The sequence below is a fragment of the Streptomyces sp. NPDC001532 genome, from assembly GCF_040298625.1.
GTDB lineage: Bacteria > Actinomycetota > Actinomycetes > Streptomycetales > Streptomycetaceae > Streptomyces.
In genome coordinates this window covers 1-14,722 of sequence record NZ_JBEPAL010000032.1, presented here as the reverse complement: position 1 = coordinate 14,722, position 14,722 = coordinate 1, and the positions used below count along the sequence as shown (strand labels likewise).

Annotated in this window: 13 protein-coding genes and 1 pseudogene; 8 read left to right on the top strand and 6 right to left on the bottom strand. The window is 72.9% G+C overall.

Annotated elements, in window-relative coordinates; translation table 11 throughout:
• Positions 1–670: 670 nt before the first annotated feature.
• The 5 genes from ABT232_RS26185 to ABT232_RS26165 form a co-directional block, all read right to left on the bottom strand.
• The gene (locus tag ABT232_RS26185; RefSeq protein ID WP_351844105.1) at positions 671–1,825 is read right to left on the bottom strand and encodes an LLM class flavin-dependent oxidoreductase; all 1,155 of its coding nucleotides are present in this window, start codon (positions 1,823–1,825) and stop codon (positions 671–673) included.
• Positions 1,825–2,856: an ABC transporter substrate-binding protein gene (locus ABT232_RS26180; RefSeq protein WP_351844103.1), complete on the bottom strand. Its 1,032-nt coding sequence runs from the start codon at positions 2,854–2,856 to the stop codon at positions 1,825–1,827. The genes ABT232_RS26185 and ABT232_RS26180 overlap by 1 nt, the downstream gene beginning before the upstream one ends.
• A 24-nt stretch (positions 2,857–2,880) precedes the next feature.
• Positions 2,881–3,621 (bottom strand): ABC transporter ATP-binding protein, encoded by a 741-nt coding sequence (locus ABT232_RS26175; RefSeq protein WP_351844101.1) that lies wholly within the window; start codon positions 3,619–3,621, stop codon positions 2,881–2,883.
• A complete protein-coding gene (locus ABT232_RS26170) occupies positions 3,594–4,496 on the bottom strand; it encodes an ABC transporter permease (protein ID WP_351844099.1) in 903 nt (300 codons plus the stop codon). Before ABT232_RS26170 ends, ABT232_RS26175 begins: the two co-directional genes overlap by 28 nt.
• Before the next feature lie 200 nt (positions 4,497–4,696).
• On the bottom strand, positions 4,697–4,780 hold the full coding sequence (locus ABT232_RS26165; protein ID WP_313884353.1) for a putative leader peptide: 84 nt from the start codon (positions 4,778–4,780) through the stop codon (positions 4,697–4,699).
• Between the two features lie 122 nt (positions 4,781–4,902).
• On the opposite strand from ABT232_RS26165, the gene ABT232_RS26160 reads away from it, so the two are divergent.
• The 4 genes from ABT232_RS26160 to ABT232_RS26145 all read left to right on the top strand — a co-directional run bounded on the left by ABT232_RS26160 (position 4,903) and on the right by ABT232_RS26145 (position 8,665).
• The gene (locus tag ABT232_RS26160; protein WP_351844097.1) at positions 4,903–5,331 is read left to right on the top strand and encodes a secondary thiamine-phosphate synthase enzyme YjbQ; all 429 of its coding nucleotides are present in this window, start codon (positions 4,903–4,905) and stop codon (positions 5,329–5,331) included.
• A gap of 174 nt (positions 5,332–5,505) precedes the next feature.
• Entirely contained in the window at positions 5,506–7,386 is a 1,881-nt protein-coding gene (locus tag ABT232_RS26155; protein WP_351844095.1) for a phage tail sheath family protein, read from the top strand.
• A 10-nt stretch (positions 7,387–7,396) separates the two neighbouring features.
• Entirely contained in the window at positions 7,397–7,918 is a 522-nt protein-coding gene (locus ABT232_RS26150) for a phage tail protein (RefSeq protein ID WP_351844093.1), read from the top strand.
• A gap of 3 nt (positions 7,919–7,921) precedes the next feature.
• The gene (locus ABT232_RS26145) at positions 7,922–8,665 is read left to right on the top strand and encodes a hypothetical protein (protein WP_351844091.1); all 744 of its coding nucleotides are present in this window, start codon (positions 7,922–7,924) and stop codon (positions 8,663–8,665) included.
• Between the two features lie 791 nt (positions 8,666–9,456).
• On the opposite strand, the gene ABT232_RS26140 is transcribed toward ABT232_RS26145, so the two are convergent.
• Complete coding sequence (locus tag ABT232_RS26140) at positions 9,457–10,032, bottom strand: hypothetical protein (protein ID WP_351844089.1); 576 nt, start codon at positions 10,030–10,032, stop codon at positions 9,457–9,459.
• Between the two features lie 1,268 nt (positions 10,033–11,300).
• Between ABT232_RS26140 and ABT232_RS26135 the strand changes: the two genes are divergently transcribed.
• From ABT232_RS26135 to ABT232_RS26120, 4 genes and pseudogenes are all read left to right on the top strand, one after another.
• Complete coding sequence (locus ABT232_RS26135; protein ID WP_351844087.1) at positions 11,301–12,494, top strand: Pvc16 family protein; 1,194 nt, start codon at positions 11,301–11,303, stop codon at positions 12,492–12,494.
• A gap of 295 nt (positions 12,495–12,789) precedes the next feature.
• A complete protein-coding gene (locus ABT232_RS26130; RefSeq protein WP_351844085.1) occupies positions 12,790–13,431 on the top strand; it encodes a hypothetical protein in 642 nt (213 codons plus the stop codon).
• Positions 13,432–13,637: 206 nt separating this feature from the next.
• Positions 13,638–13,964 (top strand): LysM peptidoglycan-binding domain-containing protein, encoded by a 327-nt coding sequence (locus ABT232_RS26125; protein WP_351844083.1) that lies wholly within the window; start codon positions 13,638–13,640, stop codon positions 13,962–13,964.
• Positions 13,961–14,722 (top strand): annotated as a pseudogene (locus ABT232_RS26120) (hypothetical protein); the annotation flags it as partial. The gene ABT232_RS26125 and the pseudogene ABT232_RS26120, both read left to right, overlap by 4 nt.

Here is a 14,722-nt window from a genome sequence, read left to right as displayed (position 1 = left end):
TCGTGGTCGCCCGGCACGGGCCGGTGCTGGGGTCCGGGCGGGGGCTGGTGTCGTGGTCGCCCGGCACGGGCCGGTGCTGGGGTCCGGGCGGGGGCCGGTGTCGTGGTCGCCCGGCACGGGCCGGTGCTGCGCTCACGGCCTCGCGGTCGACTGGCCGTTTTTTCTCGGTCTCGGGCCGTTACGGCACGCTCCGGCCGAAGCCGGTTGCCCTTCACTGCCGGCGCTGGGCCGGGGCCGGTGGGGCGTCGTTGGTCCGGGCCTGGGCCGGCTCGCTCCACGGCGTGGGGCCGTCGCGGTCGCCGAGGTCAGGGTGTCCCGGCCAGCCCGGCCGGGGCCGCTTCGCTCACCGGCCGGGGCCGGCCTCGTCCCACGGCATAGAGCCGTTGCGCTCGCCCGGGTCACGTTGTCCGGCTCTCCAGGCCGGGGCCGCTTCCCTCCCCGGCCGGGGTTGTCTTGTCCCCGGCCGGTGCGATCTGGCCGGCGGATGCGGTTGGTCAGCCCGGTGCGGGCCGTTTCCACCGCCCCAGCCAGATCAAGGCCTTCCCACTCCGCCCGAGTGGCCCCCGCCCCGGCCGGAGCAATCAAGCGTGCCCAGGCCGGAGCGATCCGCTCCCCCCCCGACGCGCACCCCGGCCGGAGCCGTCCCGCGCCCCGTCCCCGCCGCACACGCTCAGCGGCCGCCGGCCACCAGCAGGGGGGCTGACGTCGTGGGAGGGGCTGGGGTCGTGTCCGGCAGGAGGCCCTGCGCCGCCAGTTGCGGGATCACGCCCTCGCCGAACCAGTACGCCTCCTCCAGGTGGGGATAGCCGGACAGGACGAAGTGCTCGACGCCCAGCGCGTGGTACTCGGCGATCCGCTCGGCGACCTCCGCATGGCTGCCGACCAGGGCCGTTCCCGCGCCGCCCCGGACCAGACCGACGCCCGCCCACAGGTTCGGGTGGATCTCCAGCCGGTCGCGTGAGCCACCGTGCAGGGCCAGCATCCGCTGCTGCCCCACCGACTCGCTGCGCCCGAGCGCCGCCTGCGCGGCCGCGATCGTCTCCGGGTCGAGATCGTCGAGCAGCCGGTTCGCGACCGCCCAGGCCTCGGCCGAGGAGTCCCGGGAGATCGTGTGCAGCCGCACGCCGAAGCGGACGGTGCGGCCCTCGCGCTCGGCCAGTGAGCGGATCCAGCCGATCTTCTCGGCGACCTGGGCGGGCGGCTCCCCCCAGGTCAGATACACATCGGCGTGCCGCGCCGCGACCGGTCCGGCCGCCGCCGAGGACCCGCCGAAGAACAGCCGCGGCACCGGGTCGGGCGGCAGCGCCGTCAGCCCGCCCTCGATCTCGTAGTGGCTGCCGTGGAAGTCGTACGGCCGGCCGCTCCACACGCCGCGGACGACCGACAGGAACTCGTCGGTCCTGGCGTACCGCCGGTCGTGGTCCAGATGGTCGCCGAAGCGCCGCTGCTCGGCGGAGTCGCCGCCGGTGACGACGTTGAGCAGCAGCCGGCCGCGGGTGAGGCGCTGATAGGTCGCGGCCATCTGCGCGGCGAGCGTCGGCGAGATGACGCCGGGCCGGAACGCCACCAGGAACTTCAGCCGCTCGGTGTGCTGGGCGAGGGCCACGGTGGTCAGCCAGGCGTCCTCGCACCAGGTGCCGGTCGGCGTCAGCACCGCCTCGAAGCCCAGTTGCTCGGCCGCCTTGGCGATCTGCGCGAGGTACTCGATGTCGGGGGCCCGGACTCCGGACACGGCCCGGGACTCGTTGAGGCCGTACGCATGGCGGTCCACGAGGGTGCGGCCGTCCCCGCCGGTGGGCAGGAACCAGTGCAGGTGAACGGTCATCAGGAGTCCTTGGGAACGCGGGGAGCGGTGGTGGACGCGGGGAGGTCACCGTTGAAGCGGGTGTCGACGAACTGGCCGAAGTCGACCTTGCGGGGGATCAGTTTCAGGGCGGCGAAGGTGTCGACGATCTCCTGCTCGGAGGCGATCAGCGCCTTGTCCACCGCGACCGGGACCCGTGAGGCGTTGGTGCGCTTCACCGCGGCCAGCGCCACGTCGTACGGCAGCCCGGTCTCCTCGGCCCAGACCTTCGCCCAGTCCTCGGGGTGGTCGTACACCCAGGCGTAGGCGCGGCGCAGCCGGCCCAGGTAGTCCTCGATGGCGGCGGACTTCTTGTCGTCCCCGAGCGCGCTCGGCGCCGCCACCTGGAAGGTGAGCCCGTTGGTGATGCCGTCGCCGGTGGTGAGCACCCGCCCCTGCTTCCCCTGGAGCACCTGCGAGGTGTACGGGTCCCAGACCGCCCAGGCGTCGACCTTGCCGGAGGTGAACGCGGCCAGCGCGTCGGCCGGCTGAAGGTACTTCACCTGTACGTCGCTGAAGTCCAGCCCGGCCGCCTTGAGCGAGGCGACCAGTTGGTAGTGCGCGGAGGAGCCCTGCGCGACGGCGACCGACTTGCCCTTCAGCTGGCGGGTGCCGGTCAGCTCGGAGTCCGTCGGCACGAGGATGGTGTCGCCCTTGGACGTGCCGTGCCAGGCGGCCACCACCGTGATCTTCGAGCCGGCGCCGGCCGCGAAGACGGGCGGGGTGTTGCCGACGCCGCCGATGTCCACGGCCTTGGCGTTGACCGCCTCCAGCAGTGGCGGGCCGGAGGTGAACGTCGACCACTTGATCTTGTAGTCGAGGTCGTCGAGCTCCCCGGCGGCCCGCAGGATGGCCTCCGAACCGCCCTTCTGGTCACCGACGTTCAGGGTCAGGGAGCCCTTGCCGTCGGTGCCGTCACCCGCCGAGGTACTGGCCGCCGAGTTGCCGCCGCAGGCGGTCAGCAGCAGGGCGAGGGGGAGGAGCAGGGCGGCCGGAGCGAGGCGTCGTCGCATGGTGGTTCCGTTCGTCGGGGGTGGTCAGGCGGCTTCCGCGGCGGTGTCGACGCCGAGCCGTTCCAGCAGGCCGGCGCGGAGTTCGCCGAACCGGGGGTCGGTGAGGTCGCGTGGACGGTCGAGGTCGATCCGCTGCTCGTGGGCGATCACACCGTCGTCCATCACCAGGACGCGGTCGGCGAGCAGGACCGCCTCCTCCACGTCGTGCGTGACGAGCAGTACGGCGCAGCCCCGCCGCTGCCACAGCTCGCCCACGAGCCGCTGCGCCTTGATCCGGGTGAGCGCGTCGAGGGCCCCGAACGGCTCGTCGAGCAGCAGCAGATCCGGCTCACGCACCAGCGCCCGCGCCAGCGAGGCCCGCTGCGCCTCGCCACCGGACAGGGTCTTCGGCCAGGCGTTCGTACGGTGGCCCAGCCCGACCTCGTCGAGCGCGCGCTCGGCGACCTCGCGGTCCGGCCGGCCCGGCAGGCCGAGCAGCACGTTGCGCCAGACCTTCTTCCACGGCATCAGCCGCGGCGCCTGGAAGGCCACCGCCTTGCGGCGCGGGACCAGCACCGTGCCCTCGATGTCCCGGTCGAGACCGGCGAGGATGCGCAGCAACGTCGACTTGCCGCAACCGCTGCGGCCGAGGAGGGCCACGAACTCGCCCGGCCGGACGTCGAGCCGGAGGTCGTCGATGACGGCACGGCCGTCGAAGGACCGGCTCAGTCCTTCGACCCGTACGGCCTGGGTGGGCTTCACCGGCCGGTGAACGTCGGTCGCCATTGCAGCAGCAGCCTTTCGAGGGAGCGGACGATGAAGTCGGCGAGCAGGCCGAGGAAGGCGTAGACGATCAGGCAGACCACGATCACGTCGGTGCGCAGGAAGTCCCGCGCCTGCACCATGAGGAAGCCGATACCGCTGTCCGCGTTGATCTGCTCGGCGAAGACCAGCGCCAGCCAGGCGATGCCGAGGGAGTAGCGCAGACCGGTCAGCGCTCCGGGGAGCGCGCCCGGCAGCACCACGTGCCGCACCAGGCCCCAGCGGGACAGTCCCAGGGACTCCCCGGCCTCGATCAGCTGGGCGTCCACGCCGCGGATACCGGCGTAGACGTTCAGATAGAGCGGGAAGGTCACACCGAGGGTGATCACGGCGGTCTTCGGGGCCTCGCCGATGCCGAACCAGATGATGAACAGCGGGATCAGGCCGACGAACGGCACCGTCCGCAGCATCTGCACGGAGGCGTCCACCAGATCCTCGCCGATCCGGAACAGCCCGGAGATCAGGGCGAGTCCGGTGCCGACGAGGGTGCCCAGCAGCAGGCCGGCCGCGACGCGTTGCAGCGAGGTGCCCATCGCCGAGGGCAGCGATCCGTCGGCGATCAGATCCCCGGCGACCTGGGCGATCCGGCCGGGGGAGGCCAGGATGTCGGAGGCCAGCACACCGGTGCTGGAGAGGAGTTGCCACAGGGCCAGCAGCAGGAGCGGACCGGTGGTGCGGCGCAGCCAGCGGGGGACACGGGTGCGACGGGAGGAGGCGGGGAGGATGGGTTCGAGGTCGGGAACCCGCCGGTCTGCGTTCTCGATGCGCCGACTGCCGTCATCCGGTATTCCCGAAATATCGGCCTTGGAGGGTTCGGGTGGGGCGTGGTCGATGGTCATGGTGCTCCACGGGGAGGGCTGAGCGGCCGGCGAGGGCCGGCTGGGGGCGGGGGCGCGTACACCTCGCCGCCCTCTGTCATGTCACGGTCAGGTGGGGCCTGAGGTGCGGCGGCGGATCAGCGGCGCGGAGGCGCGGCGGCACGGCAGCCGGGACGCAGAGGTGCGGCGGCGAAGAGGGGGAACCGGGAGGTGAGGACGCGTCAGCGGCCGCGGCGACACGCGGCGGAGGCCACCCGCAGCAGGTCGATGTGACCGCGCGTGGTGAGCAGGGCTGAACGCAACATGTCGCAGAACGTAGCCAGATGACGCGGCCACGGTCAACGGTGTCTCGCCCACTGGACCCGCCGTCTCGTGAGCCGGGCGGTCACGGGGGCCGGGCGCGGGGCGGATGGGTCAGGATGGGGGCATGTCAGATGCGTTCACGACCCGAGTGCTGAACATCGCCTCCGGCACCGCCGAGGCCGTCGTCGACCTCACCCGCGACTGTGAGGCCTTCCTCCAGGAGGTGGCCGCCGGGCGCGACGGTCTCCTCAATGTCTTCGTCCCCCACGCGACCGCCGGCATCGCGATCATCGAAACCGGCGCCGGCAGCGACGACGACCTGCTCGCCGCCCTCCACTCCCTGCTCCCCGCCGACGACCGCTGGCAGCACCGCCACGGCAGCCCCGGCCACGGCCGCGACCACGTCCTGCCCGCGATCGTCCCGCCGCACGCCACCCTGCCGGTGCTGAACGGGCGACTGGAACTGGGCACCTGGCAGTCGGTGTGCCTGGTGGACACCAACCGGGACAACCCGGACCGGAAGGTGCGGCTGAGCTTCCTCGGCGGTTCCTGAACGCGGAGCCCGCACCGCTCTCCTCCCCGACGAGGTCTGATCAGCCGATCATCGGTCACCTGATCGAAGCAGCCCGCCCGCCTGCTGGGGCGCCATATCCGGATACGTCTGCTTACGGTGATCGCGGACCACGAGCGGCGTCCGCCCGTTCGGCGTGGAGAGAAGAGGCCGGCAATGCCCGTGAACGTCACCTACCCGGGCGTCTACATCGACGAGGTCAAGAGTTCCGTACGCACCATCACGGGCGTACCGACATCGGTGGCCGCCTTCGTCGGCTACGCGCCCCGAGGACCGATCGACCGGCCCGTGCACATCACGGGCTGGGCCGACTACGAGACCGCCTTCGGCGGACTCCGGGCGAACTGCCCCATGAGCTACGCCGTCTACCAGTTCTATCTGAACGGCGGCAGCGAGGCCGAGATCGTCCGGGTGGTGAAGGAAGGCGAGAAACCCGTCCGCCTGCCACTCGGGACGAGCCCGCCCCCCAGTCCCGCCGGGTCCGCCAGTCCCGCCAACTCCGCCAAGGAGTCCGCCCGCCCCGCGGCCTCGTCCCCGAAAGCGAACGAAGGGGGAGAGGCATCCGCCGAGAGGGAGGGCGGGGAGACCCCGGCCGAGGGCAAGAAGAACAGTCGTGGCGCCCAGGACACCTCCGCCGCCGACCGCGCGGGCGGCCACAACCACCCCGTGCCCGGCCTGGTGGCCGCCTCGCCCGGACAGTGGGGGCGGAAGCTGCAGGCCAGGGTCGACTACAACACGGCCTTGGAAGGGCCGGGCGTCCCCAGGGCTCAACGGACACAGTTCAACCTGACGGTGCGCGACGAGGAGACCGGTGCCGAGGAGCGCTACCTCAACGTCAGCGTCACCCCCGGCCACCCTCGCCACCTCACCGGACTGCTGGAGACCTCGCGGCTGGTCCGTGTGGACACCGACGCCCCGCTGAAGACGGTGCCCGAGGCGAACGCGGTACTGCGGAACGAGGCCGTCGACCCCTTCAAAGCCAGTCGCGACGAGGTCGAGGAGGGAGACACCCGACCGCTGTTCTATCCCTCGGCCGAGGACAGCAACCGTAACCAGGAGGACGACGAACGCGGTTCCCTGGAACTGACCGACTATGTCGGCAAGCCGGAGCACAAGACCGGCCTCCATCAGCTGTTGAAGACCGACATCTTCAACATCCTCTGCCTTCCCGACTTCCAGTGGCTCGACGGGCACATGCAGACCAAGACCAGCGGCGGAAGCGCCGCGAATCTGCAGACCGCGGCCCTGAAACTCTGCGTCGACCGCCGGGCCGTCCTCCTGGTCGACCCGCCGAACTCCTGGTTGAAGCAGTCCGCCGGCACCCCGGGCGATGCCGTGAGCGCCGTCGTCGGGGGCATGAAGGCGCTGGAAAACCTCGGAGAACAGGGCAAGAACGCCGCCGTGTACTACCCGCAGGTGCTCGCCTCCGACCCCCTCCGGGACGGCGCGCTGCGGGAGTTCCCGCCGTGCGGCGTGATGGCGGGCGTGCTGGCCCGCACCGACGTCCAGCGCGGGGTCTGGAAGGCACCCGCCGGCACCGACGCCTCCCTCGCCGGCGTCAGTGACCTGGCCGTGCCGCTGACCGATCTGGAGATCGGCCGCCTCAACCCGCTCGGCGTCAACTGCCTGCGCCGCCTGCCCGCCGCCGGCCCCGTCGCCTGGGGAGCGCGCACCCTGCGCGGCGCCGACCGGCTCGCCGACGAATGGAAGTACCTGCCCGTCCGCCGCCTCGCGCTCTTCATCGAGGAGAGCCTGTTCCGCGGCACCCACTGGGTGGTCTTCGAACCCAACGACGAACCCCTGTGGGCGTCCATCCGGCTCAACGTCGGCGCCTTCATGAACTCCCTGTTCCGTGCGGGCGCCTTCCAGGGCCGTACGGCCCAGGAGGCCTACCTCGTCAAATGCGACAAGGACACCAACCCGCAGAACGACATCGACCGCGGGATCGTCAACATCCAGGTCGGTTTCGCCCCGCTGAAACCCGCCGAGTTCGTGATCGTCCACATCCAGCAGCTCGCCGGCCAGATCCAGGTCTAGGAGGACGACGATGCCGGAAGTGACGCGCAGGGACCCCTTCAAGAACTTCCGCTTCAAGGTGAAGTTCGGCGGGGAGACCGCCTACATCGCGGGAATCAGCAAGGTCAGCGGGCTGAAGCGGACGACGGAGGTCATCCGCCACCGCGATGGTGGCGACCCCGGCACCAGCCGCAAACTGCCCGGCCGCACCGAGTACGAGGCCATCACCCTCGAACGCGGGTGCACCGTCGACACCGCCTTCGAGGAGTGGGCCAACCGGATCTGGAGCCTGCGGAACTCCTCCGGCGGCCTGGAGACCTCCCTCAAGGACTTCCGCCGCGACCTCGTCATCGACGTCTTCGACGAGGCGGGCAAACAAGTGCTGTCCTACTCCGTCCGCGAGGCCTGGGTGTCCGAGTACCAAGGCCTGCCCGAGCTCGACGCCGGGTCCGCCGGAGTCGCCTTCGAACGCATCACCGTGGAGCACCACGGCTGGGTGCGTGAGAAGACCAACCCGCCGGAGGACTCCCAGTTCACCGACATCGCGGGGTGACCCGTGCCGCGGCGACTGACCGAGGCGAACGTCCTCGACGTGTGGGAGAGCGGCCTCGGCGGCACGCCGGCGGCCCGGGCTCTGCTGCTCGCCTCGATGGCCGCGCCCTCCGGCCAGGACGTCGCGGACCTGCCCCTCAGCGCGCTCAACGCCCTGCTCCTGGAACTGCGGTGCGGGGCGTTCGGCGAGCAACTGCCGTGCGTCACCGACTGCCCCGCGTGCGGTGAGAGCCTCGACGTCACCGTCTCCACCGCGGAACTGTGGGCACTGGGGGCAGCCCGCGCGGCGACCGCGGCGGAAGGCGGCCACACGGCCGAACCTGCCACCGGGACGCTCACCGCGCACGGCATGGAGGTCACCTTCCGCGCCCTCACCGGCCGGGACGTACGAGCCGTCGACCCCGCCGCACCCCGAGCCCGCCAACGGCTGCTGCGCCGCTGCGTACTGAGCGTCAGCCCGCCCGCCGACGACGTGCCGGACGAGGTCCTGGAAGGCGTCGCCCGGCAACTGCCCCGCCTCGACCCCGGTGCGGATCCGGTGTTCGCGCTGGACTGCCCGCAGTGCCGGCACCGCTGGGACGCCCCGCTCGACATCGCCGACCACCTGTGGACCGACGTCTCCGGCTACGCGCAGCGGCTGCTGCACGAGGTGCACGCGCTGGCACGGGCCTACGGCTGGACGGAGGCCGACGTACTCGCCGTCAGCCCCGTCCGACGCCAGTTCTACCTGGAGGCGACCGCACAATGAGCGACTTCGTGGCCCGGCTGCTGGGCGCACCCGGACCGTGGCTCCGGCCGCTGGCTCCGCACGTGTTCGACCCGGCGGCGCCGCGGCTGCCCGCCGGTTCGGAGCCCGAGACGCCGGTGCACGGGAACGGCTCGCGCCCGGAGGAGAACGACGCCGGAGCGGACCTTCTCGCACCTGCCGGCCCGCCGGCGGAGAGTACGACACCGTCGCCGCCCCGTGCCGACACGTCGGCCGATAGGCCGGCCCATACGTCGGCCCATATGTCGGCCGATACGTGGGCCGACGTCACCGCCCGCCTGCCGATCGACCCCGCGCCGACCTCGCGGACCTCGCCGAGGTCACACGAGCGCCGCCCCGCCACCTGGAAGCGGAGACCGGAAAGGACGACGACCGCCGACACGCGGCCGAGCCCTGGGCCGGTACCGGAGACTTCCGCCGCACGCCGAACCCTGCCGGAGACCGCGGCTGCACCGCAGCGGACGTCAGCGGCTGGGGAGCAGGCTGCGGTGGTGGCGCATGCGGTCGACGGCGCACCAGCTGCAGCGGTCCAGCCGGAGGCGCGCGGTACGGCTCCGCCGGGGCTGTCCGGCACCGTACGGCGGGTGGCGGTTGGTTCGGAGCGGGTTGCTGCTGCTGCGCAGCAGGGGCCGACCGCCTGGCCGGAGGTGCCTGACACCGCCCAGCGGGTCGCCGTTGGTCCGGAGCGGGTCGTTGCTGCTGCGCAGCAGGGTCCCGCAGTTCCGCCGGGAGCGTCCGGCACCGTCCGGCAGGCTGCCGTCGTCTCGGACGCTTCATCGGAGGCGCCCGGAACGGCCGGGCAGGCCGCTGTCGGTTCGGAGCGAGCCGCTGCTGCTGCGCAGCACGGGACCACCGCTTCGCCGCAGGCGCCTGACACCGTCCGGCAGGTTGCCGTCGGTTCGGAGCGAGTTGCTGCTGCTGCGCAGCAGGGCGCCACCATCTCGCCGGATGCGCCTGACACCGCTCGGCAGGTCGCTGTCGCCTCGAAGCGAGTAACTGCTGCTGCGCAGCAGGGTCCCGCAGCCTCGCCGGAGGCCTCCGGAACCGCCGGGCAGGTCACCGTCGGTTCGGAGCGAGCCGCTGCTGCTGCGCAGCACGTGACCACCGCTTCGCCGCAGGCGCCTGACACCGTCCGGCAGGTCGCCGTCGGTTCGGAGCGAGTTGCTGCTGCTGCGCAGCAGGGCGCCACCATCTCGCCGGATGCGCCTGACACCGCTCGGCAGGTCGCTGTCGCCTCGAAGCGAGTAACTGCTGCTGCGCAGCAGGGTCCCGCAGCCTCGCCGGAGGTCTCCGGGACCGCCGGGCAGGTTGCCGTCGGTTCGGAGCGAGCCGCTGCTGCTGCGCAGCACGGGACCAACGCTTCGCCGCAGGCGCCTGACACCGTCCGGCAGGTTGCCGTCGGTTCGGAGCGAGTTGCTGCTGCTGCGCAGCAGGGCCCCTCCGCCTCGCCGGAGGCCCCGGGCACCGCCCAACAAGCCCCCGACACCTCGGAGCCAGCCGCCACCGCTGCGCACCAGGAGATCACCCCCTCGCCCGGAGGAGCCCGCGCCCCCAAGCGGCCTCGCGGCACCTCGAAGCGCACGCCCACCACGCCCCAGCGGCCACCCGCTCATTCCCCGAGCCGTCCGGACCTCCAGCCCCAGCCCCAGCCCCAGCCCCAGCCCCAGCCCTCGGCACCGCGGACGCCGACTCCCGAGGTGTCCCGAACTGCCTCGCCCGTGCGACAGGAATCCCTCGCACCGTCGTCGAAGCCCACAACAGCGGTGCCGGAAGCCTCCGCCTCGTCACAGCACACCGCTCCCGAGCCCTCGCCGAACTCCGCGGCCACGGCACCACAGCGTCAACCGCGGCCCCCGCAGGTGTCTTCAACGGTGGCACCGGTGCCGTCCGCCCTGTCGCCTGCTCCCGCACCAGCCCTGGCATCGTCACAAACCGAGCTCTCGCCAGAGCCCCAGACCCCCGCACCGCGGCCTCCCACCCCCGTCCCGACCCCCCCGATCACCGCCCCGGCGCCCCGTGTGCAGCCGACCCCGCAGCGCACCCCGTCCCCCGACACCCCAGCCACGCCGCCACGGGCGACTCCCAACCCCAGCTCCACCCCCCAACCGCCCGCCTCGCCCCCGAAACAAACCGCAACCACAACCATCAACACCGCCGGTCCACCCCTACCCGGCGGCCCGTCCACTCCGGGAACCAGCCGAAGCCCCGCCCAGAGTGCCGCCTTCCACGCTCAGGCCCTCCCGCCGAAGCCCGCTTCCCCCAGCACGTCAGTCACACCGACGACTCGCACCCGAAGCACCCGAAGCACCCCAACCACCCCCACCACCCTCCCCACGCGCCCGCACCCGACGACCCCACCCCCCACGACCGCACCCCCCACGACCGCACCCCCCACGACCGCACCCCCCACGACCGCACCCCCCACGACCGCACGCCCCACGACCGCACGCCCCACGACCGCACGCCCCGCAACCCCACCCCCCACCCCCGTCATTCGCGTCACGATCGACCACCTCGTCGTGCACACCACCCCCGCCCCGCCCTCCGACTTCGAAGAGCCCTCCGCGCCCCCGCGCTCTCCCGGGCTGAGCCTGGAGGACTATCTCGGGAGGCGGGCGTGAGTGACGCGCTCGCCGTCGCCGCGGTGACGGAGACCTTGCGGGCCGTGCTTCAGGACGCGGTGCGGCCGGTGGTGCCCGGGGCGGTGGTGACGGCGCGGCATCCGGAGGGGGCCGGGGTCGAGGACGGTACGGCCGCCGCGCTGAACGTCTTCCTCTACCGCACCGCCATCGACGCGGCCTGGCGCAACACCGACCCGGAGGGCACCCACCCCGGCGAGACCAGGCCTCCCGCGCTGCCCTTGGTCCTGCACTACCTGCTGACGGGGTATGCCGCCCCGGCGGAGGACCACGCGGTCGTGGAGCGGTTGCTCGGCGTGGCGATGGCGGCGCTGCACGACCGGCCGGTGCTGCGGCCCGCCGAGCTGAAGTCCGCCGCCGGCTTCAGCGATCTGCACCTTCAGCCCGAAGCGGTCAGGGTCACCCCCGCAGATCCACCGGCCGAGGAGCTGTTCCGGCTGTGGGAGGCGCTGGGCCATGTGTACCGGCTGTCGGCGGCCTACGAGGCCAGGGTCGTGCTGATCGACAGCGCCGCCGCGGGCCGCACCCCGCTGCCGGTGCTGCGGCGCGGGGACTCCGGACGCGGGCCGGAGGCGACGCCGGGTACCGACGTCCCGTGGCCGGTGCTGCGGGCCGTCCACCCCGCTGTGGCCGAGCCCGGCGCCGAACTGGTGCTGAGCGGGTCGGGGCTGGACGCGGGCACGGCCGTGGTGCGCCTGGCGCATCCGCTGCTCGGCGAGCCGGTCGTGCTGCCCGCCCGTACCGACGGCGGAGGTACCGCCGTACACGCCACGCTGGACGGGGAGCCGGCCGCCGGCCGTTGGTCGGCCGTCGTGGTCGTGACCGCGTCCGACGGGACGGAACGGACCACCGACCCCCAGCCCCTGCACATCGCGCCCCGCGTCACCAGCGCTCTCCCGCTCACCGTCGAGCGGGACGAGAAGGGATCCGTGCTGGTGGCGCTGGAGTGTGTTCCGGCGGTCCGGCCGGGCCAGCGGGTGGAGCTGCTGGTCGGCGATCTGCCGGTGCTCGCCGAGCCCGTTCGGAAGGCCACCCGGGCCCTGCGGTTCCGGCTGGAGCGGGCCCGGCCGGGCCGCTTTCCGCTACGGCTGAGGGTCGACGGCGTGGACAGCCCGCTGACCGACGCGCGGGCCGAGCGGTTCGACGACGACACGGCGGTGGTGATCACATGAACGCCCCGCGGCTGGAACTGCGCATCCGGCGGCTGGAACTGCACTCGGCGGTCCGGCCGTCGCGGGCCGCACTGTGCGCGGCGGTCGAGAGGGAACTGGCGACGCTGCTCGGACAGTCCGCGGGGCGGGCCGGGCGACCGGCCTCGCCGACCGATGCCCGCCTAACCACGAATGCCTGCCTAACCAACGATGCCCGCCTCACCGCGCTCGCTCGCCCCATCGCCAACGCGCTCCACGAGGCGTTGTGCGCCGAGCGGCGAAGCGCCGTACCGGCCCGAGCGGGTGACGGTTCCTCATGAGCACTCCGGCGCCGCGCCGCGGCGGCTTCGTCTTCCTCGATTCCGAGCAGGGCCGGGTGCTGCGGGTCGTGCCCTTCCAGTACAACCCCGACAGCATCACCCGTACCGTGCGGCCCCGCGGCATCGGAGCCGACGCGGGGGACCGGCTGGAGGCGCTGCGGTTGCAGGGGCCGCCCCGGGAGACCTTGCGGATCGACGCGGAGTTCGACGCCACGGACCAGGTCTCCCCGGCCCCGGCGGGCGCGCCGCCCGCCGGCAGCGGGCTGTTCGGGATGCTGTCGGCACTGGAGAGCGCCGTCTGTCCGACCGGCACCCAGCTCACCCAGCAGAACGAACTCGCCGCCCGCGGCATGCTCGAGATCGCCCCGGTCCAGGGCCCGTTGCCGGTGCTGGTGCTCGGCGCGCACCGAGTCCTGCCGGTACGGATGCTGGACATCGACGTCATGGAGGAGACGTACGACGGAGAGCTGAATCCGGTGCGGGCGCGGGTGACGCTGACCGTCCGGATCCTCACCGTCGACGACGTCGGCCACCAGCACAAGGCGGGCGGCCTCTACCTCCAGTACCAGCAGAACAGGGAACGTTTCGCGGCCCTCGTCGGCTACGGCCCCGGCACGGTCGGCTACCAGGGCCGCTGATGCCCCGCCCACGACAACACATCAGCAATGACCACCTATCAGCAACGACCACCCATCAACAACGACCACCCATCAACAACGACCACCCATCAGCAACGACCACCCATGAGCAATGGCCAGCAATCAGCAACGACTACCCATTCAGCAATGACCCCCGCCTCGACCGCCCCGCCAGTGATCACCCACCCCCGACGAGAGACCCTGACATGTTCGAGCCCACCAGCCGCTACCACCGGATCCCCACCGCCACCCACACCCTCCCCGACGGCCGTACCGTCACCCACCTGCGCCGTCGGCTGCTGCCACAGCCCGAGCGGCTGGCGCCGGTCGGTGAGCATGTCGTCGTCGCGGGCGACCGGCTGGACCGGATCGCGGCCCGCTGGTACGGCGATCCCGAACAGTCCTGGCGGATCGCGGACGCCAACAGAGCCGTACGGCCGGAGGACCTGACCGCGGTGCCCGGGCGCCGGCTGCGGATCACCCTGCCCGCCGAGGCCTCGGCGGTGCCCGGCGCCGGCGAGCAGGTCCGGTGACGACGCACAGCCTGCATTTGATGCTGCTGGTCGGGGACACCGTGCCGAGCCCGGCCCCGGCCGCGCTGGTCGACGCCCTGCACTCGGCCCGCATCACCGCCGCCACCGGCACCACCGGCGGATTCCAGCTGACCTTCGCCGTCAGCCCCCGCTCGCCGCTGCACCGCGCCGTCCTGCCGTCCGGGGCGCTGCACCCGAAGAAGCGGGTGGTGGTCGCCGCGGTGCTGGGCGGACGCTGCCATGTGCTGACGGACGGCGTGATCACCCGTCAGGAGATGCACGCGGGACGGGCGCCCGGCGCCTCGTACCTCGTCGTCACCGGTGAGGATCTGTCCCTGCTGATGGATCTGAAGCACGTCCGGCGTGCCTTCCCCGGGCTGGCCCCGCATCTGCGGGCGACGACGGTGCTCGCCGCGTACGCGCGGTACGGCATCACACCCCGCGCCGTCGCGCCGGTCCTCACCGACCAGCCCAACCCGCTGGTCGACATCCCGGTGCAGTCGGCCACCGATCTCGCCTATCTGCGGTCGACGGCCGCCGACGTCGGCCATGTGTTCCACATCGAACCGGGGCCGACGCCGGGGGCCGCCACCGCCTACTGGGGGCCGCAGAAGCGGGAGGGGGGGGGGCCCCCCCCCCCCCCCCCCCCCCCCCCCCCCCCCCGGCGGGGGGGCCGGGGGGGGGGGGGGGGGGGGCCCCCCGGGGGGGGGGGGGGGTTGGGGGGGGGCGGCGCGGGGGGGGGGGGGGGAAAGAATAAA

What these genes read in the sequence shown, in the direction of transcription:
- ABT232_RS26175 (WP_351844101.1), bottom strand. Translation starts at nt 3,621, where the DNA reads ATGGCGACCGACGTTCACCGGCCGGTGAAGCCCACCCAGGCCGTACGG.
- ABT232_RS26185 (WP_351844105.1), bottom strand. Translation starts at nt 1,825, where the DNA reads ATGACCGTTCACCTGCACTGGTTCCTGCCCACCGGCGGGGACGGCCGC.
- ABT232_RS26150 (WP_351844093.1), top strand. Translation starts at nt 7,397, where the DNA reads ATGCCGGAAGTGACGCGCAGGGACCCCTTCAAGAACTTCCGCTTCAAG.
- ABT232_RS26155 (WP_351844095.1), top strand. Translation starts at nt 5,506, where the DNA reads ATGCCCGTGAACGTCACCTACCCGGGCGTCTACATCGACGAGGTCAAG.
- ABT232_RS26170 (WP_351844099.1), bottom strand. Translation starts at nt 4,496, where the DNA reads ATGACCATCGACCACGCCCCACCCGAACCCTCCAAGGCCGATATTTCG.
- ABT232_RS26160 (WP_351844097.1), top strand. Translation starts at nt 4,903, where the DNA reads ATGTCAGATGCGTTCACGACCCGAGTGCTGAACATCGCCTCCGGCACC.
- ABT232_RS26180 (WP_351844103.1), bottom strand. Translation starts at nt 2,856, where the DNA reads ATGCGACGACGCCTCGCTCCGGCCGCCCTGCTCCTCCCCCTCGCCCTG.
- ABT232_RS26125 (WP_351844083.1), top strand. Translation starts at nt 13,638, where the DNA reads ATGTTCGAGCCCACCAGCCGCTACCACCGGATCCCCACCGCCACCCAC.
- ABT232_RS26165 (WP_313884353.1), bottom strand. Translation starts at nt 4,780, where the DNA reads ATGTTGCGTTCAGCCCTGCTCACCACGCGCGGTCACATCGACCTGCTG.
- ABT232_RS26130 (WP_351844085.1), top strand. Translation starts at nt 12,790, where the DNA reads ATGAGCACTCCGGCGCCGCGCCGCGGCGGCTTCGTCTTCCTCGATTCC.